The sequence below is a fragment of the Paenibacillus xylanilyticus genome (assembly GCF_013359935.1).
Taxonomy (GTDB): domain Bacteria; phylum Bacillota; class Bacilli; order Paenibacillales; family Paenibacillaceae; genus Paenibacillus; species Paenibacillus xylanilyticus.
This window is the reverse complement of record NZ_JABMCB010000197.1, coordinates 20,372-45,880: the sequence shown is the minus strand read 5'-3', so window position 1 is coordinate 45,880 and position 25,509 is coordinate 20,372. Positions and strand designations below refer to the sequence as shown.

Here is a 25,509-nt window from a genome sequence, read left to right as displayed (position 1 = left end):
CACTTTTTTTTCCTGAAATCTCATTTTATTTAAAATGAAAAACCAGTGCTGTTATCATACCTTTACCCAGGTTATCCGACTGGAGTTTGCTTCATTAAAAATCATAGCCCAGTTCTTTGGAGTATGCTTGGATTTCTTTTTTGTATTGCTCAAGGATTTTGATGCCTGTGTCAATTTTGGCATTGCCTTGCTTCAGAAGGGCACTGTTTACTTTTGTTTTGGAAACGGATTTCTTGAACAACAGGTATCCTTCAAGCTGTGCGTAGCTTCCTTTGACGAGTTTGGCATGGATTTTTTTCAGTTCCGCATTCTCCGGCTTGATCTGCTTCAGCATGGACACATACTTGGTGTAATTGGGAACCGCAGTATTGTTCAATTTCAGGAAGATGGATTTGCGGTTGGCGGATGTAACATACGTGCTGCCAATGGAATCCAGAGCCTTTTTCTCATAAACTGTTGTTTTCTCCAGGGCGAACATGTAGTCCAAAAAATCTTCCTCGTCAGCGCTAGGAATCGGCTCTTGTTCCGACGTGTCCACTTCCGTGTAGTTATCTTCCGAATATGTAGTGGTGGTGTCTTCCGCTGCAGCTGCATAGGAACCAGCAGGAGCGAATACCCCGCCCAGCAAAACAAAACTCATAATAATCGATAATACCCAAGATCTCTTCTTCATGTTCCATGTCCCCTATCTATAGATGTGATTTTATTCCAATGGATAATCTAACATAGACCTACAAGATATTACAGGAATTGATTTACAGAATAATGGATATCTTATTTGTTTCCTGAATTTGAATCCTAAGACTGACCTTAAAGATATTAAAAATAGGTATAAAGGAATATCCATGTGTTCAAATATGAACTCTCAGCCGAAGAAGAGCAGTGGTCATACCATCCCAAGAGGAGAATCACAGGTGTGGATTGTTCATATATTCTCACCAAAATATGCATAAAATTGACGTACTAGGATTGGTCAGATGGTATAATCGGATGGAGTGTTAATGTCTCGCCGCATATATTCCGAAAAGGTTATCGGTGCGGATCTTTATTCTTTTGTAACCGTAATCATAAATCACACAGAAAGTGAGAATAGCGATGAACCAGAAAAAGCTTTTTAATGATGGATGGCAATTTGCCAAGAGCAACCTGGATGTTACGGGGCCTGAAGGACTGGCGTTTGAACCTGTGGAACTTCCCCATGACTGGCTGATCTACAATACACTCGACCTGTACGAGGACAGCATTGGATGGTATCGCAAGACATTCCCGTACACGAAGGATGATCAGCAGCTTCTGCTTTGTTTTGACGGCGTTTACATGGACTCTTCCGTTTATGTAAACGGCCAACTGGTAGGGGAATGGAAGTACGGATATTCCGCCTTTGAACATGAAATCACGAATGCATTGGTGGAAGGCGATAATGAGATTGTCGTGAAAGTGGTTCACCAAAGTCCCAACAGCAGATGGTATTCCGGGGCCGGGATCTATCGTAATGTATGGCTCAAAACAAGAGACCGCAATCACATTGTGACCGATGGTATCTATGTCTCGATCAAGCAGCAGCCATCGGGCTGGCAGGTTGAATTGGATACGGAGCTGAACCTTGATCAGAACGCACAGCTTGTGCATACGATCCGGCATGAGGGTCAGGTCATTGCTTCCAACAAAGCGGAGGTTAAGGCAGCTGCTGATGGAGATGCGAATGCAGTAACGGACAGTCAGCAGCTCGTGGTGGAGAACCCGAAACTGTGGAGCACGGATGAACCGAACCTGTATGAACTGGTAACAGAGCTGCAATTGACGGGTCCCGACCAAAACGTGCAGACCATCGAGTCGGTATCCCAACGTATCGGCTTCAGGGACATCAAGCTGGATGCGAATGAAGGGTTCCACCTGAACGGGGTCAAAATGAAAATGAATGGTGTGTGTGAACACCATGATCTGGGCGCGCTCGGAGCCGCTTTTAACCTGACGGCACTTCGCAGAAGATTCAATCTACTGCGGGACATGGGCGTCAACGCGATCCGGACCGCGCACAATATGCCTGCCAAAGAGTTCATGGAGCTCGCGGATGAGATGGGCATGCTAATCGTCTCGGAAGCCTTCGATATGTGGGAAAGAGCCAAAACGCCATATGATTATGCGAGATTTTTCCCGGAATGGGCACACACCGACGTGAAAAGCTGGGTGAAGCGGGATCGTAACCATCCAAGTCTGGTCATGTGGAGTATTGGTAACGAAATCTATGATACCCACGCAGATGAGCGGGGACAGGAAGTCACCCGGATGCTGATGGATTATGTACTCGAATTTGATCCAAAAGGCAATGCAGGTGTAACCATCGGTTCGAACTATATGCCTTGGGAAAATGCGCAAAAGTGTGCGGATATCGTGAAGCTGGCTGGCTACAACTACGCGGAAAAGTATTACGATAAGCACCACGAAGAGCATCCGGACTGGATCATCTATGGCAGTGAGACATCTTCGGTTGTACAGAGTCGTGGGATCTATCATTTCCCGTTTGAGCAATCCATCCTGGCAGATGATGACGAGCAGTGCTCCGCACTGGGTAACAGTACGACAAGCTGGGGCGCGAAATCGGCAGAATACTGCATTTTGGCTGAGCGGGATCGACCGTATTCACTGGGGCAATTCCTGTGGACCGGGTTTGATTATATCGGGGAGCCGACGCCATATCATACGAAGAATTCCTATTTTGGACAGCTGGATACCGCAACGTTTCCGAAAGATTCCTACTATATCTACCAAGCGGCCTGGACCGATTACAAAAAGAGTCCAATGGTGCATCTGTTCCCTTACTGGGATTTCAGCCCTGGTCAGCTGATCGATGTACGCGTGTGCAGTAATGCGCCGAAGATTGAATTGCAGCTGAACGGCAAGACAATCGGAACGTATGATATTGATCATGCGAACGGTACCCAACTGGTCGGCTGGTGGAAAGTGCCGTATGAAGAGGGTGAACTGAAAGCGATCGCTTATGATGAAAACGGCAGCGTAATTGCAACCGATGTGCAAAGATCCTATACGGATGCGAAGAAGGTTCGTCTGCTGGCCGATAAGGGTCAACTGCAAGCGAACGGTACCGATCTTATTTTCGTGGAGATCCAAGTGGAAGATGAAGCTGGCAATCCTGTGCAAAATGCAAACAATCGTGTACACGTCAATGTGACAGGTGCTGGACGTTTGCTCGGTCTGGATAACGGAGACAGCACGGACTACGATCCATACAAAGGGCTCAGCAGAAGATTGTTCAGCGGCAAGCTGATGGCGATTATCGGTGCAACAACCGAACCGGGAACGATCCGGATTGAGGTGACCTCCGAAGGGTTGGAAAGTGCAGCGGCTGAGTTTGAAGCGAAAGCAGTAGATGGCGAAGTAGGGAGTGCGTCCGCATCCACTGCAATTCAGGGACAAACCACGTTGACGAAGAATGAAGAACGTCCGGTTCTCACCGGGCGTGCACAGGAGATTCCTTTACGGAAAATTGAGATTATCAGTCCAGCCGGGCAAGCATTTGATCCATCGACCCAGGAGATGGTGGTTACCGCCAAACTGTATCCTGAGAACACCTCCTACCGTGACATTGAGTGGGCTGTTGTGAACGATGCCGGCATTGAGTCCAACATTGCCAAGGTCGAAGCAAATGGACTGGAAGCACGCGTGTCAGCGCTGGGCGATGGTGAATTCCGACTTCGGGCAACGAGCAGTAATGGTACGGATAAAACGAAACTCATTTCCCAGTTGGAGTTCAAAGCAGCGGGTCTGGGAACAGCCTATAAAGATCCGTACGGCTTCATTACTGGCGGACTTTACGATTACACCAAAGGTGATGTCGGGAACGGTAATGAACGCGGTGTAGCGACAAGTCGGGATGGAGAGACACATGTGGGCTTCCGCAATATCGACTTCGGGCCGTACGGCTCTGATACGATTACGATTCCGATCTTTGCATTGTCCAGTGAGGAGTACTTCATTCAGATCTGGGAAGGCATGCCGGATGAAGAGGGAAGCACAATGCTTGCAGATGTGGTGTATGACAAAGAATCCAGATGGAATGTATATCAGGAGGAAACATACCAACTGTCCAAGCGACTGAGCGGGATTACGTCGATCTGCTTTGTAACGAAGCAGAAGATTCATATCAAGGGTTTCTCGTTCGAGCGTCAGAGCCGTGCATTCGAGCAAAACACAGCCGCTTCTTGTGATCATCTCTATGGTGACACATTTACGATCCGGGAAGACTATGTGGAGGGGATCGGGAATAACGTATCGCTCGAATTCGAGAACATGGACTTCGCGTCAGAAGGTACCTCGAAGCTCGTCATCTATGGCCGTTCGCCGATTGATAAAAACACGATCCATATCCGCTTCTCAGGTGAAGAAGGACAGAGCAACCAGCTGGTTGAGTTCACGCAGTCCGAAGGGTATGAGGAGCGGGTGTTTGAGCTTGAGCAGGTATCAGGCGTGCAGAAGGTAACCTTTATCTTCCTGCCGGGAAGTCAGTTTGACTTTGGCTGGTTCCGGTTTGAGAAGTAAGTGGTTTTAACGAAGTAGGAGCTTTTAAGGTAAGAGTGAAATAAAGTGAATAAATCCCCTTCAAGCTGTGTGATTTAAGTTCCAATGAACCTAAACCGTACGCGTGGAGGGGATTTTGGTATGTAACCTATTCGAGCGCGAATGTTTAACGGAATTGCTCCGCACGTATGGAGAGGTCCATTTCGTGCCCTATTCTGCTGTAGATGTACACTTTGACACTAGTGTCCTGTAAGGCAAGGAGATTCACGGTTTTTTCATTGTTTTTGCTGATCGTGGTCTCTATAGGCTCACTGTAGTCGTCGACATACAGGTTCATATACATGGGATGATTACTATGATTTTCAATGATGATGTCCGCAAGTGTTCCATTGTCAGCAACCATCGTGAAGCTGCCGGTGTATGCTGCACGGCCTTGATGATGAGTCTGAAGAATGAGAAGAGCATTCGGATCTGATTTCATGGGAGCTTCTGCAGTGTTGACGATCTTAGGTAGCGGTTCAGCGGGTACGGAACGTTCTGCATCAAGAGTATTTGTAGGCAGCAGCAGGACAGATAAGACCATCCCTGCACTTATCATTTTTTTAAACCACATTAAAGTAATCCTCCTGGAAATTCGTGAAATCTCAATTTCACGCTGCTATTTAACACTTTTAATCGTTAACATCCTTTTTTTCACATCCCAGTTCACATCCAACCCCAGACCCTCGAATACTTCAAAGGGTACGGTTGTTGCACCCGAATAATTGCTTATCGGTTCTGGTAATGAGATGGATTGAGCTGCAGAGGATGTCGCAGATTTCACGATTGCCTTCGTCTCGTTTGGACGGATTGTGAGGGTATGATCCTCATATTTTAACGTATAACCTTCAATTAAACCGTTCGCCATGTGAACTTCAAATGTTGCATCAATTGCTGCAGCTATGGCTTTGACGGGAACTTGAACGGTATTTGAGGTCTGGACTGCCGAGTACGTGGACTGGAACAGTTTATCGTTAATATACACATCGGTGCCGAGCTTGGCCTGAACGGGTTTGTAAACCATGCCTCCAGATGACGTTGCAGGTGCCCCAGCCTCCTGATACTTGTCACCTCCCCAACCCCAGACAGTTCCATCAGCGGAAAGCGCAAGGCTATGATAATACCCTGCCGAAACATCAGTGATACCGGACAAATGATTTACTTTGCCTTCTTTACCTGTCACCGTACGCCCGTAGCTATACACGTCTCCAGAAGTGGTTAACAACAGTGTATAATACGAATTTCCGTCCAGCTTCTTTACATTGAGGTCGTGGTGGAAAGCAAGTGGCTTGCCTTTTTCGTCCAGACCCCAGACTTTCCCGTTCTGGTCCAGTGCAAGCAGGGACGTATCTGACCTATTGATTGAGGAAATGTTGGACAGACCCTTTAACTTGGTTGGTTTGGACGGGGATTTACCAGGTTGGTTTGGTTCGTCCCATGTCCATACGGAGCCATCCTTCTTCAAAGCATATCCTTGTTGGCCAGCTGATCCTACTTGGATGATGTCTTTCAATCCGCTTACTGCGTGTGGACGGTGCATAACTTCAGAATTGATTGCTTGATCCCCTGGGCGCTGCCATGACATGACTGTCCCGTTCTGGAGAAGGGCGATGTTGAAAGAACCGGCCACCACATCCTTCGCAGCGGTGATGCCTTCGACTTTGTTGGGGAGTCTACCAGCGCCCCACTCCCAGACGGTTCCATCTGCCTGGACGGCTGCATTATTGCCACTGCCGGAGGCTGAGATGTTTGTAACATGCTCAAGCCCCGGAATACGAATCGGACTGGACGTATGGCGGTAACGAATTTCTTCACTGACACCAAGCTCTCCGAACATATTGCGACCCCAAGCCCAGACGGAACCGTCACTTCGCAGTGCGATTGTATAATAATAAGCACCTTCCACAGCGGTGTAGTGAAGTTTGTTTTCTGTGGCTGTTGGTGTGGTAAGGACGGTAGATGTACCACCGGATGGCAGCGAATTTGTTGCTGCATATGATATGGAACCGTGGCCTAGCCCGGTCAAAAGGATTGTGGTTAAACAAGTAGAAGTGACCGCCAGGCGCCATCTACGTTCTGTGTTACTTTTTACACGGGAATCAAGCATTAAGGGGAATTGTTCTTGTACCACTTTATGATCAGATGGCTTCAGCCAGCGCATGAGATTCGCCTCTTTTTCGTGTGGAATTTGGGGTCAACCACATTTCTATCTTTGTAAACGTTCAGGGGAGTGAAGTAGTTACAAAGAAATGATAAAATTCCTATATATTGAAAACAAGAATGACACTATGATATTTGAATGGCTGAATATTTCCGTGAAAATAAGGAGGCGAACCATGAATTTTAATGAAGATGTACTATGGAATCAACTGCAGGATGTGAGGCAATTTACACTTGGTGTGTGCGAGTCTGTGGATGAGGGGCAGGTTAATGACGTACCCAAGGGATTCAATAACTCCATCTTATGGAATGTGGGACACATCATTCTGGATCAGGATATATGGTTTCATTATCTCATTGCTGACGAGTCGGAAGTTCCCCCTGACTATGCAAAGTTCTTCGGTTACGGGACAAGCCCGGCAACATGGGAGGCGGCACCCCCATCTTGGACGGAATTGTTGGAGCTCTTAAGGGTTCAGCCGGACCAATTGAAGAGCAAATTTGCGGGTCGTTTGGAAGACCCTTTGCTGCGAGAAAGCGAACTTGGCATGAGTACGATCGGTGAAGTGATTCCGCGTACACTCTACCATGAGTGGTACCACCTGGGGTACATTCAGTCCATTCGTAGATGTCTGAGTGTATCTCCCGCAGGTTGATGGCTACATATATTAAAATTGTAGATAGGAAAATCCTGTGGAGCATGTATCAAATTTTTATATGCATTTGAAAAGCCTTGGAATAGACAACAAGAAAGAGTTAACTCATGGTGATCATGAATTAACTCTTTTTCAGTTTCAGTATATATGGAGAATGAGTGCTTTGTTCCGGAGGTGCTGATTTGTCAGACACTTCAACTGCAAAGTACAGTATGATGGGGAGAATGAGCACAATAAAGCCGATGATTATAGCAATGATGATATTTCTTTTGTTCAAGTGGACAGGCTCCTTTCTTGAAATGAGATTTTATCTTTTGGAACTGTAACATATATTAACCAATGTATAAGGTGTTGGAAGAGTTTTGATTGATGAGAGATATGGGATACGTTTGTGCACTAATGCGAAAGGTTACTACCTAAAGTATGTTGCTTCACTACCGTTTAACCTGTAAGGAAATGAATCCCTCGTTTGATTCCAATCCTCCTTCTGACTTGTTAAAATTTAGGCATATATACTATGGTCAGGTTGGCGGTGAAGATGGAATGCAGCGAATTGAGGTTCATCCCGATGTATTAGAGGAGAAAGCACGGCTTGTTCAACAGAAGAAGCAGGAACTGGAGCGGATCGTCTGGGAACTGGAAAAATCAATCTACCTGTTGCAATCCGATTGGTCGGGCGTAACAGGGGAACGATTCTTCTGGGACTTTATGCAAGTGAAAGAAGTGTTCCCTACGACACTGAGTCTATTAAATAAAATTCAGGAGTATTTTAACTATGTAGCAGATAATTTCAGGACAACTGATGGCTCAGGCGAGGTCGCCTTATATATTCCTGAGGAACTTAAACAGACCTTTGCTAAGGGGCTTGCGGATGGTTCAGTTGGAGAAACGGTAACCGGAATAGGGCAGACGGTGGAGGCCTTCGCCGATAATCCGTTAAGTACGGTGGGCAGTCTGGCCTATGCCTTGACTTTAGGTAAGGTGGTCGATGCTGGCAGAGGGATTAAGTTTGCTTGGGATGCAGCATGGGGAACTGGTACGGCAAGATCTGATGTGGAGCAATTTGTAGAAGAGCAGAAGAAACAGGTCGATCAGGATGGATTGGGCTATTACAGCGGCTCGATGGCAGGTCAGGTACTGGCCTATGCTTTATTTGGCAGAGCGTTTCATGCTGTCGAGAATAAGCATAGCGATCTGGGAGGATCGGGTGGAGGTAAGTCGGAGTCGGGTGAAAAAAGTACAGACATAGGGGGAAGTCCACCTAAAATCAATGAACCTGTAAAGATTAAAACAAATAAGGGAATAGAGGTTGAATTCACTAATCCCTCAGGGAATACAATTAGCTGGGTTGATCAAAATCCGAAAAATATTCCAAACGCAATTGAGAGTTCGATTAAAAGCCCTAATTCAGGCAGAGCTCTTGAAGGCAGGGTCGGAGAGTATGTTCAACAAAGAATAGAGGTAGTTGGATTTGCATTGAAAGCAAACAGTGTTACAACAAGCGAGGTAGCAGGGGATTTAGATGTTGTTACTAATAAACAAATTATTGAAGTTAAAAAGTCTACGTCCGCATTAGACATAGAACAGATTGATAAATATATTAATCCAGATAATCCTAAGTTTTTCAATTATGACATGAAGGAAGTTATTGTTTATATTGACAAACCTATTGATATGACCAATAAATACGTAAAAGAAAATATAAATCATTTAAGAGACTCGGGTGTGATCGTTGTTAATTCACTAGATGAATTAGGAGGAGTGTTGAAATAATGGGAATGTCGGCGGCTGTTCTATTCAAAAGCGGAGAAAGTATTGAAATAAATAAGTTATTATATAGTCTAATTGATCTATGTAATAAAGAAGGATTATACCATAGTCAAGACTTGAAAAAGGTTGATGAGGACGAAAAATTAAAATATTGTGAGTTTTGTGTTAGTGATATTCCATTAAAAGATAGTTATGACAGGCAGCTATGTTTTGGGATTGCTGATGAACCTTATCCATATAAACTTGTTAATTTTGATTGGGATCCTTCAGAAGATTACTTCAAAACAGTGGTATCGAGTGACTTTGATGATAACGAAGATTTATTATTTAAATTTCTGTTTGCCTTTCTAAATGAATTTCCGGTTGCAAAAGTTTGGATCGAGGAAGATTGGTTCTATACAATTGAAGACCTGAAAGCGATAAAAGCTTCTTATGATAATAATTGGTGCTATATAAACCCCAAGGATACCTAGATGATTGACTGAATTTAATAATGAAGAGAAATTTCAGGATATATTCGAAATAAAAAAATAAGTAAAAGCACTTCTACTAGAACAACCGTAGAGGTGCTTTATTATGTCAGAACAATTGATGAGATCTACCCCACGTTGGACAATAATAGAGATGGATTTCACGTACATACAGAATAGAATATTCCAGCACTATCTTACACCAATTCGAAGTTTTATCATGAAACAAGGCAAGGCATATACTTTGAGGAGGTTCTGAAAAAAGTGAGTTCTTTAATTTTATTGAAGAATCTAGATAACTATTCCCCTGAATCAGCGTTAGATTCATTTTAGCAGGCAGCTCAGGGAGCAGGTATGTTTTGTACTTTAATGACGAATTGTCAATCCAAGTGCGACATTTCCTCTGAAAAGGATTCGTAAGCGGTTCTCCATCCCAAACATATTCGTGGTCTATTATTGGTGAGATCGAGTGAGCGGGCAAGCTCTTCGTCCTCCACCCCAGCAAGATCCGTGCCTCATTGGAACCACGTTGCCAGGATGAATATGGATCAGCAAAATAAACGTCCAGGTCATGGGTTGCTTCCACATTCGTATAGCAAGCAAACTCCTTTACACGGTCAGCCGTGGCGGTGAGAAATGTCCCCTTCGGGTACTGTGAGATAGCTACACCGAGGGCAATTTCCATGGACAAGGCTGTCCGATCCGGCATGAGAACGGCGGTATACAGACGTGTCTTCCGTTCGACAAGCGTGGCTACGCATCCTTTACTTTTTCCGCGACCGGATACGATCGTGTCCAGCTCCAAATGCCCAAACGTTTCACGAGACGAACCTCTTTCGGACGGTAGGAAATAGGCTTTCCAATGAGAAATCTACCGCGAGTTTCTGCGGGTTTCTGGCGCTTTCCTTTGTGCCGAAGGACCTGTAGCACACCTCGAACCAACCTTCCGGTGTATATCCAGCGATAGATGGATATTATCGACAGGTTTAAACCGATAGAAGAGTAATACTACTTATGAAAGGAAGAGGATAATGGCTTCACTAGTGGAACTAACTAAAGAACTTGAAAATGATACGATTAAAAATGAAGATTTAATTGTTTGTATGGAGGCTTACAGTTATCGAGTTGTTGTTATGGCGATGTTTAAAGCTATAGAGAGAAATTATTGTGATAAGAGAATAGTTGCTAGATTAGCTGAGCTAAGTAAGCTTTTGAAAGATAATAAATTTTTAGTGGAAAATTTTATTGAATCAGAGTCATACAAAGAATAGGGTTATTTTTGTGAATTATATAAATTAAAGTGACACAATTTTCTTGTATGAGGTCATAAAAAAACGATTAAACCAATATTTTAAAAAAAGCAATTAAACTGAAAGACTTATTCCAACTTAATTTATGAGTTAGGAGTGAGTCTTTTTTTTATAGGTTAAGAACAGGAATCACACATGGGGTATAGTTGAGGGCAAGCCTTATTTATCTACTATTAAGATTATCCAATAGAAATAATTATGGAGGTGTAGTACATGGAAAGTGAAGAAATGGTGAAAGCATTAGATCGGTCGATAAACTATGAGACATATATTCAAAAGATGAATGTTAATGAACTAATTGGAATCATTGATAGTTTAGAAAATTTGGATGAAGTTACTACTGCACTAACTGAACTGGCAATCAGGGACAAGGGTTTAGCAAAAAATTTCATTCTCTAAAAATATTGGAGAAGGATTTGGGGGACGAGTTCCTCCAGGCAATGGCTTTTAACTTGTTATATGAAGTTGATAACGAAAAAGCCTGGCAGATTGTTAACAGTAAATTAACGAATGCATCGGCAGCATTGTTAGGGGCAATTATGGATAGTTTAGCATCCGATAGTTTACAACGCTTTAGGAGATCACTTCCATCTACTTTCCTCAAAACAGTTCAACTGAGATATTTAGAACTGACTGATTCTGAAAAAAAGCTTATCTCTGAGCATTATGATTGGTTTAAAGAATCATTTGAAGAAAAACTGAAGTAGCATATTGAGTTAATGGGGTTTATTTAAACGCTTCATACAGATATTCACATCTAAGATTAAACTAATAAGTAAGCACTTCTACCAGACCACAAGTAGAGGTGCTTTTTCCTATGAAATCAAACAACTAATGAAATCTTCCACATGTTGGACGATAATATAGAAGAAGCAATATATAGCTATAACCTGTACATACAGACTAATCCACAACCATCCTACACCCACACGAGGTATTTCCATGAAACAGGGCATATATGAACAGCTTATCAACACCATCACCAGGCAGGAGATTTCTGCTCTGAACCCGGATGTGTATGACTTTGGGACCGAGAAGTTGGATGCGGAGGAAGCTCGGAAACTACTGTCCACGTATTTGGCTGCGGTAACCCGGCGAGCACTGAAGATTGTGAGAGAACAAACCGAAGACAGTACAGCAGTACTTGCGCAGATCCGCACATGTAATGAAATTATTGCTACTTTGAAAGGTACGCTTGGGGAAGAGGAGTATAGCGAGTTGCAGCTGGATGAGCAGGGAGAGGTACTGACCCATGTGTATTCCAAGCTGAACAGTATTCGGGCTGTACGGGATTCGAAAATTATTCGCCCAGATACACCTATCGCTCAAAGCTCATTATTTACAGGCGCGAAGTCCGAGCCGAGTATGCTTTTGGAGTTGCAAAAAGAGATCGTGACAGCAGACCGGATCGACTGGCTTGTGTCATTTATTAAATTCAGCGGGCTTCGTCTACTTTTGGAACAGCTTCAGCAATTCACGGCGGGCGGTGGGAAGTTGCGGATTATCACGACTACCTATATGGAAGCAACCGACCTCAAGGCCATTACCGAACTCAGCAAACTGCCTAACACAGAGATCCAGATTTCCTATGATACCAAAGTGACACGACTACACGCCAAAACGTACATTTTCCACCGCGATACTGGATTCACTACAGCTTATGTTGGTTCTTCCAACCTGTCCAACCCGGCGCTAACCAGTGGTATGGAGTGGAACCTCAAGGTGACGGAGAAGGATTCACTCGACGTGCTTCGCAAGATTGAAGCGACCTTCGAGAGCTACTGGAATGACCGCGAATTCACGCGATATGTGGCTGAGGATGAGGAACATGAGGCACAGTTAAAGGCGGCTCTGAATCGTAAAAAAGATCAATCCAACCAGTTTCATCTCGACATCCAGCCCTTCGATTATCAAAAGGAAGTGCTGGAACAGCTGCACGCCGAGCGTACGCTGTATGGACGAAACCGTAACCTGATCGTTGCTGCCACAGGCGTTGGCAAAACGGTTATCTCAGCCTTCGACTACAAGCGATTCCTGGCAAGTCACACGGGAGCAAAAATTCTATTTGTCGCACATCGAGAAGAAATTCTGAAACAGAGCCGTGATACGTTCCGGTACATCCTGAAGGATATGAACTTTGGCGAGCTGCATGTGGGGAACCATCGGGCCGAGGCGCTAGACCATCTATTTATTAGCATTCAGAGCCTTAACTCCATGAAGCTGACAGAGATCACAAGTCGGGATTATTACGATTACATCATTGTTGATGAATTTCACCATGCGGCAGCACCCTCGTATCAAAAGTTATTGTCACATTATGAACCGCAGATTTTATTAGGACTAACAGCGACTCCTGAACGGATGGATGGCAAAGATGTTACCGCCTACTTCGATCATACGATTGCCGCCGAGATTCGTCTGACCGATGCTATTGATCGGAGGCTGCTGAGCCCATTTCAATACTTTGGCGTAACCGATACCGTGGATCTGTCCCAAGTAAAGTGGTCGCGCAAAGGATATGACCTTAATGAACTGGAGAAGCTGTACACTCACAACAAAATCCGTGCCACTCAGATCATCCATAGCCTGAACAAATATGTGACTGACCTTGAGGAGGTAAAGGGACTTGGGTTCTGCGTAGGGGTGGATCATGCGCTGTATATGGCAAAAATCTTCAACGAAGCGGGCATTCCATCCATGGCCCTGCATGGCGGGTCGAGCGAGCAGGAGCGTCATTCCGTGAAAGGGCAGCTGGTGAGAGGGGAACTGCACATGATTTTTGTCGTGGACCTGTACAATGAGGGCGTGGATATTCCGGAAGTGAACACCATCCTGTTCCTGCGTCCTACCGAGAGTCTGACCGTATACTTGCAACAGTTGGGTCGTGGACTACGGATTGCGGAGGGCAAAGAGTGTCTAACCGTTCTCGACTTCATTGGACAAGCCCATCAGGAGTACAGCTTCCAGGACAAATTCAGGGCCTTGATCGGCACAACCAAACATTCCATCTCGCACTACGTCGAGAACGGCTTCTCGAACCTGCCTCGCGGCACGTTCATTCAATTGGAAAAACAGGCGAAGGACTACATCATGCGCAACCTGAAGCAGGTGAACCGTAATCGCAGAGCCTTAATACAGAAGCTGCAAACGTTCCAGCAGGACACGGGGTTATCACTGACGCTGGCTCATTTTGTAGAACATCACGGGATGACACTATACGAATTCTATGGCGGACGTTCTGGTAAAAGATATTTCCGCGGCCTGCTGGCTGAAGCCGGACTGACAGCGCCAATCGAGGGTGAGCAGGCGGAATATATCCGCAGACTGCCGTCTGTGCTGACGATTAACTCTAGAAGCTGGTTGACTTTCATGATCGACTATATTGAAAAGGGGAAAGAACCCACTACCGCCGATGAGCAGCGCATGTTCATTATGTTCTATTACACCTTCCATCGGGCTGCGCCTGAGAAACTAGGACTGAGAAGCATCGAAGAGGGTGTGCAACGGGTGCTGTCTTGTGATGCATTTCGAGCAGAGCTTGTGGATATTTTTAAATATAATCTGGCTCATCTGCGATTTGTGGATAAAAGCAATTCATTCCCATACACTTGCCCACTGGATATCCACTGTATGTACTCTATTGACCAGGTGCTTGCTGCCTTCGGCTATTGGAACGCCAAGCAATCACCCGCCTTCCGTGAAGGTGTAAAGTATTTTGCAGATGAACAAACTGATATTTTCTTTATAACGCTCAATAAATCGGATAAAGACTTCTCACCCTCCACGTTGTACGAAGACTATGCGATCAATGAGCGTCTCTTCCATTGGCAGACGCAAAGCCGGGTGTCTGAAAATACAGCTACTGCGCAGCGATATATTCATCACAGAGATAGAGGTAATCGAATTGTCCTTTTTGTCCGTGAATATAAGGAGGAGTATAACTATACGTCTCCATTTGTCTTCTTGGGCGAAGCAGATTATGTGAGTCATGAAGGGAACAAACCGATGAGCTTTGTGTGGCGACTACGAGAAGAGATGCCAGCTAAGATGGTGGCGGTGGCGAATAAGTGTATTGTTTGAATAAATGAATGGACCTGCAATGTATAGCAGGTCCTGTACTGCAGTTGGATTAATAATGATATTGCTTACCGTGACAAACCCGACTAAAGAGACTTTGATCAATGGGTCGTATAGCTTTGATAGAAGAGTTGATAATGAATGGGTCAGTGCCAGGATCAATCTGTTCGGTACTTCAATTATTAAAGAATGCCACTACAACAAGATTTGATATTTATTTCTATCTTCAATACGGGACTTGGGACAGAATGGTTGGGTTCAGGGAAAATGTTGTTTTGTTAGATTTCAATAATCAAATTTTAAGGAGCAATACTGTACATTATTATTTGCTGAGGCAAATGAATATTTAAATATAGAGATATTAATAACATTATCAAATTCCTAAGGAGAATATTAATGAAAGAAATCATATGGTTCGTCATTGGAATTATAGCTCTAGGGGTTATTGCTGGACTATTACAACCTTCAAAAAAGAAAAAAAGAAGAAGTTCCAGTACACGGAAGAAGCAGAATACTAAAAAGCCAGTAAATAGCGGATTTAATCGTTCATCTTCTATGTGCAGACCTGACGAAGTGATTCTAACTTTACCGTTAGATAAAATGACTGGAGCAGAGTTTGAACGCTTGCTTACACTCTACTTTAGAGACCAAGGTTATACGGTAAAAGAAGTTGGTATTGGTGGTAAAGATGGTGGAGTAGATCTGGTTATTAGGGATAAAAGAGGAGAGAAAACAGCGGTTCAAGCAAAATGTTATGCCGATCATAACAAGGTGCAGGTCATGACTGTTCGGGAACTAGTAGGAGCGAAAAGAAATCATGACTGTATTTTATCTCTAATCGTAACTACATCTGATCTTACAGGTCCAGCAAGAAAAGAAGCTGATCAATTCAAAGTGGATTATTGGCACGGTGGGTTAGTAGACAGTAAGCTGCGCAGTTGGGGGAAATGGACGCCTTCCAATAAAAAAATAAAAACTATTACGACCAAGAAAGATCAATCTTCATCTGAAATAGTATCTAATATAAAGTGTAGTTGCGGGGCTGCAATGGTTAAACGAAAGAATAAGGCTGGAGCAGAGTTTTGGGGATGCAGCAATTTCCCGAATTGTCGAAAAACAAAAGCTATTTGATTAACCACATCGCAGAAAAGGGCTTCTATTGAATAGACATTAGAATATACTGCTATACAAAAGCCAATCTCTCCCCATGGCACATGGTATAATGGCAAAAAGGGAGATTCTGGCGAGATGCAGGAGGACTTCCACAGTAGAAAGGATGTTGTACGACATGCCTACATACAACAAATTGGTACGGGACAAAATTCCGCATATCATCGATTCCAGTGGTAAGGAATGCCGAACACGCATTCTGGACTCGGAGGAGTATAAGCAAGAACTAAGAACGAAGTTACAAGAAGAGTCGGATGAGTACGTAAGTGCAGCAAGCGAACAGGAAGCATTGGAAGAACTAGCTGACATGCTCGAAGTGATTCGGGCACTTGCAGAGGTGCACGGGGCGAATGCTGCACAGCTCGACAAGCTGCGGGCGGATAAAGCTGAGGCACGCGGTGGATTTCAGGAGCGGGTGTATCTGATCGATGTCGACGAAGCTTAACGTTAAACTGATTACAGACAACCTGGCAGATGAACTGATCACCCGGATGCAGCATGCGTCCGGGATTTATATTATGACGTCCTTTATTATGCAGTCCGGGGTGAAGCTGCTGGCCCCGCATCTGAAACGGGCGGCAGAACGTGGAGCCGAGGTACGGATGCTCGCAGGAGATTATCTGTATATCACGCAGCCGGAAGGACTGCAGGCGTTGTGTGAGGTTGATCCACGAATTGAGACACGACTGTGGCGAAGTATGGGAACTTCTTTTCACCCAAAAGCCTATCTGTTCGATCATGACAACGGCGAAGGACTGCTGATTGTCGGCTCGTCGAACTTTTCATTTACGGCGCTGAAGACGGGGTATGAATGGAATCTCGCGATGAATGCGGAGGCGGAGCCGTATACGTTTCAGATGGCCTTGGACAAGTTTATGCAGAGCTTCTATCATGAGACAACATTACCGGTTAACTCGGACTCGATTGCGCTGTATGAAGAAGAGTACCGAAAGTATCACCAGAAGAACCCAGAGATGATCCAGCGAATCACGGAAATGGAAGAAGCGGAGTTTGGGACGGGGTTACCAGAGGAAACAGAGGAAGAAGCCCCCGAGTTGTCGCTTGTACCGATACAGCCGCGGTTTGCACAGCTCGATGCACTTGAAGCGTTGGATAGCACGATGGAAGAGCAGTACAACAAGGCGATGGTCGTCATGGCGACCGGGCTTGGCAAAACGTATTTGGCGGGCTTTTTTGCCCAACGGTTCCAGCGGATACTGTTTGTGGCGCACCGGGAAGAGATTTTGTTCCAGGCGAAGAGGTCTTTTCAGCGGATCATGCCGGAGCGCAGTCATGGTATCTATAACGGGCAGCACAAGGATGGAGCGTCGGATTGTGTGTATGCTTCGATCTTTACGTTGAGTATGCAGCGGCATCGGGATGGTTTTGCAGCGGATGCGTTTGATCTGATCGTGGTGGATGAGTTTCACCATGCGGCTGCGAAGACGTATATGTCGGTGATCGAGCATTTTCAGCCTAAGTTCCTGCTGGGCATAACGGCTACTCCGGATCGACTGGATGGCAAGGATGTGTATGCACTCTGTGATGGAAACGTGGCCTACCAGATACATTTTATCGATGCGATCCGGCGAGGATGGCTCGCTCCATTCCAATATTACGGTGTATTCGATGACACGGATTATTCGCAGATTCGCTGGATCGGTACCAAATATGATGAAGAACAGCTCATGGCGGTTCAGCTGCATGAGGAACATGTGGAAAAAATCTATTTGGCCTGGCTGGAGCATAAGCAGACACGTACCATTGGCTTTTGCTCGTCGATCCGGCAAGCGGATTATTTGGCTGCGTATTATCGCAGTCAGGGGGTGAAGGTACTCAGTCTGCATTCGCGGACATCGGAGATGTCCCGTGAGGAAGCCATCCGGCAGCTTGATGAGGGTGACCTGGAGGTTGTGCTGACGGTGGATCTGTTCAATGAGGGGACAGATATACCGCGTGTGGACACACTTTTGTTCGTTCGTCCAACCGAGTCGCTCACGGTATTCACCCAGCAGGTGGGGCGTGGTCTGCGACTGGCGGAAGGCAAATCACATTGTGTCATCATCGACCTGATCGGGAACTACCGAAATGCGGATGTGAAACTGAGTCTGCTGGATGTGCGCAAGGAGTTGGAGGGAAGCAGGAAAGACAGGGATTCGGCTGTGCCTGAGGTTCCGGCTAACTGTGGAATTCATCTGGAGACGCAGGTGGTGAACCTGCTTCAGGAGCTAAGCCGCAAACGGCTGCCGCGCCGCGAGAAACTGCATCAGGATTTTCTGGATGTGAAACGGGAACTGGGGCGTATTCCGACTTATCTGGAGCTGCATCTCATGGGACGTTCCAAGAGCATTGGGTATCGGAGCGAATTTGGCTCATATGTTGGGTTTCTCTATTGGGCGGAGCTGCTGTTCCCGGTTGAGGGAGAGGTGTACGTCCGTCAGGAAACGTGGCTGCGCGATGTAGAGAAGACGGTTATGAACAAAAGCTACAAGATGATTGTGCTGCTGTACATGCTGGAGCGAGGCGAAGAACACTGGATGGACCCGGTAACGCCGGGCGAGATGGCGAGATTTTTCCATACGTCCCTAACGGAGAAGGAGTACCGGAAACGGAAGGACTTTTCGGACAAAGACAAGCTTGCACTCTGGGAATGGAACGAGAAGACGGCAGCTGAAGTCGAGAAGTTGATTGTTGATATGCCAATGTCCAAGTGGAGTAAGGCGAAGGGGAGTATGACTCGTTTCGAGGATGGGGTGTTTTCGCTTAATGTGCAGGTGCAGGATGCGAAGGAACGGGCACTTTTGTGCCGTTGGACGAAGGAGATTTGTCTGTACCGATTGCATGCGCATTTTGAGCGGGGTATGGCATAGAACAGAGAAGAGAAGCTGCAGCGAGACCCACTTGGGAATCGGGCAGCTTTTTTTTGCAGTGCGGGTAGTTAGGGTGGATATCTTGGAGCAAGGGAATCCATCCCAATAAAATTGCGTTTAATGGTTGATTACGAACAGAAATTTTAAATTATTCTGGTCTATGTTTATTGGTCAGATGTAATTTTAGATATTTCTAATGCGATTTCCTCCAGACTATAATTTCCATTCAAGCCTTTAATACTAGAGGGGAATTTTCCATCCAATTCTATGAGTAATGAGTTTGCAGATTTTTGGGTGTAGTAAGAGCCTATATTATCTAAAAACATCACATACTTGGACCCGGATTTCACATAGTAGTCGGGATCAGAAAGATTTATGAGTAGCGAATGATCTGATTCATCCCCTTTTAGCGACTTTAATACCTTTAGATTTGACTCTTGTGATGGTGGAGTACTATTTTTATTTTTAGTATCCGTTATTTCTCCGTAAACAATTAAATCTGAAGTAGATACAAGTTCTTCGAAATTATAGGAAGGCCAATCTCCAGAAGAATTGTTGTTGTTGCTGTTTGTTTGACTAGATGATTGGCAAGAGCTAAGTATAATGACGGCTAGAAACAATACAGATAGTTTAATTTGTATACGCATTCTACTCATCTCCTTTGTATAAATTTGATAATAGAAAATAAAGTGGAGAAGTAGGTGATATCAACTACTTCTCCATCTGAAAATTAATTCAAACTAGATTGTTCACTATCAAAAGCTGATTCAAAATCTTTTAATTCTGTGAAACTTCCTTTGAAATCTGGGATGTTACTAGTACATAGACCGTCTACTTCTTTAATGACAGAGTTTTTATCACTCTCATAAAAGTAGTCGCCTTGTTGTCTTAATAACATAATGTATGTTTTCCCTTTTTCAACATAATCTAGAGCTTGATCCAAAACAATTTTATCATGTGAGTTTCCTTTGATTGTATCTAGAATTTCCAATGTAGCCAATTGTGCTTGTGGCTGCCCATCAACATGTGGTTTCGATTGTGTATCTATAACTTTTACATGTACTACGATATCCGATTGTTCTGTAACTAGATCCTCAAAATTGAATTCTGGCCAATCGGCATGTGGTATTGGATTATAGAGGTCGGATTCAGATGTTGATGATGCACTATTTCTATATGATTTTATATCGTTGATATCATGGGCTTGCGGAGTGGTTATTACTGTTCGATCTCTTTCATAGCTCATGCGCATAAGTAGCAGATCCAATTGCTAGAGATAACAAACTACCTAGCAAGAGAACTTTTGATAACTTTTTCTTCATTTTAATTGACTCCTTCAAGGCCCATCCTCTCAAAATATGATATAGCGGGGATTTACGATGTTGAAACCGGTTCGACACCAAAAATGGATATCTTTGTAGTATAATCCATTTGGTTCTGGATCGGAACCCTGCAACAGGAGATGAAAGGGGAGATTGGCATTGAAAAAGGAAATAGGTGTGTGGCTACTATTGGGTGCAGTTTTACTTGCAGGATGTGACTCAGTTCCATCAGACGTTGTTCCGCAAAAACAGATCGAGTCTACCACTAATCAGGTAACAACTCAGCCCAAGCAAGAAACGGATCCAACATTAAATTGGCTCGGATCTTCGGAGGGTGAACAAGTACAACTTTATGATAATAAGGAAGCAAAAAATTCACCTCATAAATTCACTCTAGAGATAAATGGAAAGACCAAAGACTTTGATTGGTACTATCTTGGGGATATGGGAACGGACCCACAGGTATTTTATACGGATCTTACGGGGAACGGTAAGGAAGAAGCAGTAGTAATCATCCAGACTGGAAGAGGGACTGGCTTGAATAATTACGAAATCCATGTCGTGAACGCTGATGACTTCTCCGAAATTAGAGTACAGAGGTACGAAGAGATTGTAGCTGATCACATTGAATCGCATGTTGCGAAGAACGGAGATGGTACGTTAGCGATTGCAGTTAAAGCACAAGGACAAGCATATAACTTCGATTATGATTTTGATCCAGCCCCGGATTACGATCAAGATGAGCTTGGATTTGGGGGTGTAACGATCTACCGGCTGGAGAATCAGAAAATTAGATTAAATCTCTCCGGATCTGTCGGCATATCTCCCACATATGTGTGTGATTTTAATGTGACCTACGCATATGACCATGGCAAGAACGAATTTATAGTTGATCAGATTGAAGTTGAACCTGTTGAAAATGGAAAAGGATAACCCCGTTGCATGACACATCTGTCATTTCAAAAAACGCTTACAAACTTTCAATTCTACCCTACCTTTTCCGGAGCGAAGCTGAGATAATGGGAGAGGAATAAGGCGTGAAATATTGGCCATTAAGCTTCAACCACTGCAGAAAAACAAAGCTACATACCCATAGGAGGAGTAGAGATGACTACACAACCAGTACAACTGATCCAGTCCACGGAAGGCCAAGCATTGCTTGCCCAAATGTACGGACAGCAGCAGGTAGAGGAACAGACGGCTCGGTACACGAAGCTGAACGCAACATTTGAAGAGTACTTTGGTGCGCAGGAGAGCAGCAAGTTGTTTAGCGCAGCCGGACGCAGTGAGATTGGTGGTAACCATACGGATCATAACCATGGCAAGGTGCTAGCGGGCAGCATTACACTGGATACAATTGCGGTGGCTGCACCAACCACGGAGTCGGTAATTACCTTTTATTCGGAAGGCTATGACAAGAAATATGTAATCGATCTCAACGATCTGACGCCGAAGGCGGAAGACGATGGTACAACAGCGTTGATTCGCGGTATGGCTGCGGGATTCGGAGAATTTGGATATAAGGTAGGCGGCTTTCAGGCGTACATCTCCAGTAACGTGTTCTCGGCATCTGGCTTAAGTTCATCGGCGTCATTCGAGATGCTGATTTGTACGATTTTGAATCATTTCTACAATGATGGATCGCTGGATGTCGTGGTCATGTCCAAGATTGGTCAGTATGCAGAGAATCAATATTGGAACAAACCGTCCGGACTGCTGGATCAGATGGCTTGTGCATATGGTGGTCTGATTGCGATTGATTTTGAAAACCCGGCCGAGCCTGTCATTGAGCCTGTCCAATGGGATTTCCAACAGAACGGCTACTCACTGGTCATTGTAAACACAGGTGGAAACCACGCGGATCTGACCGAAGATTACGCTGCTGTGCCTTATGAGATGAGAGCGGTTGCTCAAGCACTGGGCAAAGAATATGTTCGGGAAATTACGGCAGAGGCGATTTATGCCAATCTCAAGAAAGTCCGTGAAGCTGCGGGAGATCGTGCGGTGCTGCGTGCGCTTCATTTCCTGGAGGAAAACAATCGGGTGGATGGTCAGGTGCAGGCGCTGCGGGATGGACGTTTTGCGGATTTCCTGAACCTGATTACGGCGTCCGGGAACTCTTCCTGGAAGTGGCTCCAGAATGTATATCAGAGTGGTTCCGTGAAGGAACAGGAGATTGGGATCGCACTTGCACTAACCGAAAATTATCTGCAAAACCTTGGCGATGGCGCCTGCCGCATACACGGTGGTGGGTTTGCCGGAGTTATTCTGACGATCCTTCCTAACGAAAAAGTGGAGGAGTATATGTCCTGGATGCATGGCATGCTCGAGACGCCAATTATTGTCGTTAATGTGCGTGCACAAGGTGCAGTATGCCTGAATGCCTTGATCGAGAACGCGGGCTAAGACAGTCACTTGTAATAATTCGAGGTAACCATTAGCTCGGTACCAATAAATATTAGTTCATTCATGCATGGCGGTTCTTCCTCTTGGCGTGGGTCATGGGAGAGGGCCGCTTTTTGCTATGTTCAATTTTCTATAAAAAGTAAAACTTTGAAGGTTGTTACCGTGTTGATAAGGTAGTGCTTTCAAATTGAGGGATTAAGTGTTGATGTATTGAACATGCATCAGAATGTTATTGCAATATATTTTCGCATGGGGGGATATGGAGAATGACTACAACCACAGTGTCTGAGCAGGAAGAGGAGCGTTTATACGAAGAATTACGGCGTGCGCTGGAAGATGTAGAAGAAGGCGAGCAGCGGCAAAGAGTTCTGAATCGCATGATCAGGCAGCTCAAATTCGCCAAATGGCGAAAAGAACGAATGCGCAAGTTCGATACCTACTGCCAAAATGTAACGCCCGCAACACTTTGGATTATTTTAGGTACAGGGGCGCTTACGCCAGTTTTGTTATTTAGCATGTTCATATGGGTATCGTTGTGGGTGGAATGAGGCTGAAGAGTTTACTTCTTTAGATCAAGAAGCTCTTTGGGCACAATGGCATTCTTTACTTCAAAAGTGTCATAATTGACGAGAATCGTGACCTCTGTTTCTTTATTATTTTCTATATGTCCGCTCAAACTAACATTATGACTTAGATCCGCTGGAAGGAATTTGTGTTCTGTGAACTGAACGTCCACTCCATAGTTCTCTTTAAAATAGGCAAGGCTCACTTGCTGGGCTTTCTGTATAGTATCTTTTTGCTCGTCTGACGTACATCCGGTAAATACAAAAATGCTTATCATTAGAAATATGAATATAAGATATTTTTTATGGATCATGTTCACTTGATTTCTCCTTGCAGTACTGTAATTGATAGTGTACATGTATAACATATTATAAGTTTAATTGGAATTACATAGGAAAAAAGAACCGCTAGCAATCGGATTTAGCATTCCGACCTTAACGATTCTTTGAGTTAGACTTATGTTAGTGCGACACTTGCTAATGCTTACCGTCTAAGGTTTGCACCTGTCCTTGCATATACTGATGATATTCACGGAAACTGCTGATGTGATGCAATGCATCGGTTTTGGAAGACTGGGTCTTGATTTTTCCGTTTCCTGGGTTGTTCTTCATTTGAGTCAGAACCGTTTTGGATCCTTCGATATCACTGGACATTTCCTGAATTCGCTGGAGCAACGCCGGATGTCCTTCGTGTTGAAGCATCTCAGCGAGGGGTCTCATTTCCTCAAGTTTTTGGCTGGATCGTTCGAGCGTGGTCATCACCTGATCCCCGTCGGTTTTCGCACTCAACGAAACCATCCGGTGAATATGATCTTTCTCCATTCGCTCAAGCGCCTCCAGATGGGAAGCTTCCAGTCGTTTGGGATCGTTCCAGCTCTCGGTTTGAACCCCTGGTTCATTTTGCTGTGATGCCTGGTTTGCGTTATTCCCGTTATTCCCACATCCCCATAGTAAAGATGAACAGGTCAGGATTGCACCGACTGCAATGATGCTTTTCAAGCTCATATTGTCACTCCTTCAATATTTTCCTGAAGGTAGTATGAGCTACAGCCATCAGAATCATGCCTGCTTGTTTCACTTTTTTACTAAAAATTACGCATAACCCCAAATATTCTGGTAGTAACAGCCCATGTTGACTTTGTATTAATTCAATTTATAAGGTTGAAATTGCAGACTATTAGCTTATTTTTGCAGGCCTGCATTTTCGTCTATGTGGTCTTGATTTATAATAAATTTATTTGATTAAAAGGTAATTATTCCAAATGGACTATATCTAGCGGTTGAACAACGTGTTCGATAAGTTTTTTTCGGTCCATATCTAACGAAGTAAGGCGTATTTAATCACGTTTACCTGCAAATCAAGGGAGGGCTATGCACATCTACAACAACCCGATCTGGCGCTGGACCTTTACGCTGCTGTATCCCGCCATTATTTTCATCTATCAGAGCTGGGGGCCAATCTTGGATTCGTGGGCAGTTCCCATTATCTTTGTTGCTCTATTTTGCTTTCTGTGGAGCGGGATTGAGGAGATGTTTATTTCGACCGGACTGACCTGGTTTGTGGCTATTCCGTGCTGGTGGTATTTTATCGAGCGTCCGAAGCCGTCTTTCGGTGCGGAGCATTTTGCGGCACATTTATGGTTAATCGTCATCATCTATATCGTTGTTGTCCTCATTCCCCAAGCGCTTATTCTGACCACGCGTTTGCGGATCATGGATTATTTGAATAAAAAGTGAGATAGGAGAGGGCAGCTGTTTGCCTTTTCTTAGATCATTCAACTCATGCATTGGAGAGATGTAGATTTGCCAAATATAGACCTAGATCGAAGCAAAGAAAGAAGTTTTTTGTACATTTTGATATTCACTTTATTATACGGTTTGACGTTGCTGCTCTGGCCGTTGATCGCTTTTGCCATGGGAATGTCGCTCGCTGCACCGACACCTCCCGAATACGAGGTCGCAAGCCGTCTGGAAGGTACACTGCTTATGACGTATCCCATCGGTGTTATTGCAGCTATAATCTCGGGTTGGGCATCTTATCATGCGAAAAGATATATCTTTCCTTACTGGATCATGCAGCTGCCTCTGTTATGGTTTGCGGCCTGGATATTGGTAAGTTACTTAGGAACAGCGCTATCTGAGGTGCCATTTTTACGGTAG

General features: G+C 44.6%; 24 protein-coding genes and 1 pseudogene. 16 read left to right on the top strand and 9 right to left on the bottom strand.

Annotated features, from left to right (window positions below; genetic code table 11):
- Nucleotides 1-94: 94 nt before the first annotated feature.
- Entirely contained in the window at nucleotides 95-673 is a 579-nt protein-coding gene (locus HP552_RS22740; RefSeq protein WP_175397680.1) for a hypothetical protein, read from the bottom strand.
- Nucleotides 674-1,095: 422 nt separating this feature from the next.
- Here HP552_RS22740 and HP552_RS22735 point away from each other — a divergent pair, with 422 nt between their 5' ends.
- Nucleotides 1,096-4,557: a glycoside hydrolase family 2 TIM barrel-domain containing protein gene (locus HP552_RS22735; RefSeq protein ID WP_175397679.1), complete on the top strand. Its 3,462-nt coding sequence runs from the start codon at nucleotides 1,096-1,098 to the stop codon at nucleotides 4,555-4,557.
- 145 nt (nucleotides 4,558-4,702) lie between these two features.
- Here the strand turns inward: HP552_RS22735 and HP552_RS22730 are convergent, their stop codons facing one another.
- Entirely contained in the window at nucleotides 4,703-5,149 is a 447-nt protein-coding gene (locus HP552_RS22730; protein WP_175397678.1) for a hypothetical protein, read from the bottom strand.
- 45 nt (nucleotides 5,150-5,194) lie between these two features.
- A complete protein-coding gene (locus HP552_RS22725) occupies nucleotides 5,195-6,736 on the bottom strand; it encodes a stalk domain-containing protein (protein WP_175397677.1) in 1,542 nt (513 codons plus the stop codon).
- Nucleotides 6,737-6,911: 175 nt separating this feature from the next.
- Here HP552_RS22725 and HP552_RS22720 point away from each other — a divergent pair, with 175 nt between their 5' ends.
- Nucleotides 6,912-7,391: a DinB family protein gene (locus HP552_RS22720; RefSeq protein WP_175397676.1), complete on the top strand. Its 480-nt coding sequence runs from the start codon at nucleotides 6,912-6,914 to the stop codon at nucleotides 7,389-7,391.
- A 121-nt stretch (nucleotides 7,392-7,512) separates the two neighbouring features.
- Here HP552_RS22720 and HP552_RS22715 read toward each other — a convergent pair whose 3' ends face one another.
- Nucleotides 7,513-7,668, bottom strand: a complete 156-nt coding sequence (locus HP552_RS22715) for a hypothetical protein (RefSeq protein ID WP_175397675.1) — start codon at nucleotides 7,666-7,668, stop codon at nucleotides 7,513-7,515.
- A gap of 266 nt (nucleotides 7,669-7,934) precedes the next feature.
- Between HP552_RS22715 and HP552_RS22710 the strand changes: the two genes are divergently transcribed.
- Together HP552_RS22710 and HP552_RS22705 are read left to right on the top strand one after the other, a co-directional pair.
- Nucleotides 7,935-9,164, top strand: a complete 1,230-nt coding sequence (locus HP552_RS22710; protein WP_175397674.1) for a WXG100 family type VII secretion target — start codon at nucleotides 7,935-7,937, stop codon at nucleotides 9,162-9,164.
- The gene (locus tag HP552_RS22705) at nucleotides 9,164-9,634 is read left to right on the top strand and encodes a hypothetical protein (protein ID WP_175397673.1); all 471 of its coding nucleotides are present in this window, start codon (nucleotides 9,164-9,166) and stop codon (nucleotides 9,632-9,634) included. The genes HP552_RS22710 and HP552_RS22705 overlap by 1 nt, the downstream gene beginning before the upstream one ends.
- 377 nt (nucleotides 9,635-10,011) lie before the next feature.
- Here HP552_RS22705 and HP552_RS22700 read toward each other — a convergent pair.
- Nucleotides 10,012-10,603 (bottom strand): annotated as a pseudogene (locus HP552_RS22700) (IS30 family transposase); the annotation flags it as partial.
- Between the two features lie 59 nt (nucleotides 10,604-10,662).
- On the opposite strand from HP552_RS22700, the gene HP552_RS22695 reads away from it, so the two are divergent.
- The 7 genes from HP552_RS22695 to HP552_RS22665 all read left to right on the top strand — a co-directional run bounded on the left by HP552_RS22695 (nucleotide 10,663) and on the right by HP552_RS22665 (nucleotide 19,058).
- A complete protein-coding gene (locus tag HP552_RS22695) occupies nucleotides 10,663-10,902 on the top strand; it encodes a hypothetical protein (RefSeq protein ID WP_175397672.1) in 240 nt (79 codons plus the stop codon).
- A 252-nt stretch (nucleotides 10,903-11,154) separates the two neighbouring features.
- On the top strand, nucleotides 11,155-11,340 hold the full coding sequence (locus HP552_RS22690; RefSeq protein WP_175397671.1) for a hypothetical protein: 186 nt from the start codon (nucleotides 11,155-11,157) through the stop codon (nucleotides 11,338-11,340).
- Between the two features lie 41 nt (nucleotides 11,341-11,381).
- The gene (locus HP552_RS22685; RefSeq protein WP_175397670.1) at nucleotides 11,382-11,648 is read left to right on the top strand and encodes a hypothetical protein; all 267 of its coding nucleotides are present in this window, start codon (nucleotides 11,382-11,384) and stop codon (nucleotides 11,646-11,648) included.
- A gap of 235 nt (nucleotides 11,649-11,883) precedes the next feature.
- On the top strand, nucleotides 11,884-15,021 hold the full coding sequence (locus tag HP552_RS22680) for a DUF3427 domain-containing protein (RefSeq protein WP_175397669.1): 3,138 nt from the start codon (nucleotides 11,884-11,886) through the stop codon (nucleotides 15,019-15,021).
- Nucleotides 15,022-15,414: 393 nt separating this feature from the next.
- Nucleotides 15,415-16,149 carry a restriction endonuclease gene (locus HP552_RS22675; RefSeq protein WP_175397668.1) on the top strand — a complete coding sequence of 245 codons (735 nt, stop codon included), beginning with the start codon at nucleotides 15,415-15,417 and terminating at the stop codon, nucleotides 16,147-16,149.
- A gap of 157 nt (nucleotides 16,150-16,306) precedes the next feature.
- A complete protein-coding gene (locus HP552_RS22670; RefSeq protein WP_175397667.1) occupies nucleotides 16,307-16,633 on the top strand; it encodes a nucleoside triphosphate pyrophosphohydrolase in 327 nt (108 codons plus the stop codon).
- On the top strand, nucleotides 16,617-19,058 hold the full coding sequence (locus HP552_RS22665; RefSeq protein ID WP_175397666.1) for a DEAD/DEAH box helicase family protein: 2,442 nt from the start codon (nucleotides 16,617-16,619) through the stop codon (nucleotides 19,056-19,058). Before HP552_RS22670 ends, HP552_RS22665 begins: the two co-directional genes overlap by 17 nt.
- 164 nt (nucleotides 19,059-19,222) lie before the next feature.
- On the opposite strand, the gene HP552_RS22660 is transcribed toward HP552_RS22665, so the two are convergent.
- Nucleotides 19,223-19,705, bottom strand: coding sequence for a hypothetical protein (locus HP552_RS22660; RefSeq protein ID WP_175397665.1), 483 nt, complete (start codon nucleotides 19,703-19,705; stop codon nucleotides 19,223-19,225).
- A gap of 83 nt (nucleotides 19,706-19,788) precedes the next feature.
- Nucleotides 19,789-20,310 carry a hypothetical protein gene (locus tag HP552_RS22655; RefSeq protein ID WP_175397664.1) on the bottom strand — a complete coding sequence of 174 codons (522 nt, stop codon included), beginning with the start codon at nucleotides 20,308-20,310 and terminating at the stop codon, nucleotides 19,789-19,791.
- 229 nt (nucleotides 20,311-20,539) lie between these two features.
- Between HP552_RS22655 and HP552_RS22650 the strand changes: the two genes are divergently transcribed.
- From HP552_RS22650 to HP552_RS22640, 3 genes are all read left to right on the top strand, one after another.
- Nucleotides 20,540-21,313, top strand: coding sequence for a hypothetical protein (locus HP552_RS22650; protein ID WP_175397663.1), 774 nt, complete (start codon nucleotides 20,540-20,542; stop codon nucleotides 21,311-21,313).
- Between the two features lie 174 nt (nucleotides 21,314-21,487).
- A complete protein-coding gene (locus tag HP552_RS22645) occupies nucleotides 21,488-22,786 on the top strand; it encodes a galactokinase (RefSeq protein ID WP_175397662.1) in 1,299 nt (432 codons plus the stop codon).
- A gap of 266 nt (nucleotides 22,787-23,052) precedes the next feature.
- Nucleotides 23,053-23,334, top strand: a complete 282-nt coding sequence (locus tag HP552_RS22640; protein ID WP_175397661.1) for a hypothetical protein — start codon at nucleotides 23,053-23,055, stop codon at nucleotides 23,332-23,334.
- A gap of 11 nt (nucleotides 23,335-23,345) precedes the next feature.
- On the opposite strand, the gene HP552_RS22635 is transcribed toward HP552_RS22640, so the two are convergent.
- Together HP552_RS22635 and HP552_RS22630 are read right to left on the bottom strand one after the other, a co-directional pair.
- Nucleotides 23,346-23,663: a hypothetical protein gene (locus HP552_RS22635; protein WP_175397660.1), complete on the bottom strand. Its 318-nt coding sequence runs from the start codon at nucleotides 23,661-23,663 to the stop codon at nucleotides 23,346-23,348.
- A 163-nt stretch (nucleotides 23,664-23,826) separates the two neighbouring features.
- Nucleotides 23,827-24,354, bottom strand: a complete 528-nt coding sequence (locus HP552_RS22630; protein ID WP_175397659.1) for a hypothetical protein — start codon at nucleotides 24,352-24,354, stop codon at nucleotides 23,827-23,829.
- 366 nt (nucleotides 24,355-24,720) lie between these two features.
- Here HP552_RS22630 and HP552_RS22625 point away from each other — a divergent pair, with 366 nt between their 5' ends.
- Nucleotides 24,721-25,086: a hypothetical protein gene (locus HP552_RS22625; RefSeq protein ID WP_175397658.1), complete on the top strand. Its 366-nt coding sequence runs from the start codon at nucleotides 24,721-24,723 to the stop codon at nucleotides 25,084-25,086.
- Nucleotides 25,087-25,152: 66 nt separating this feature from the next.
- Complete coding sequence (locus HP552_RS22620; RefSeq protein ID WP_175397657.1) at nucleotides 25,153-25,509, top strand: hypothetical protein; 357 nt, start codon at nucleotides 25,153-25,155, stop codon at nucleotides 25,507-25,509.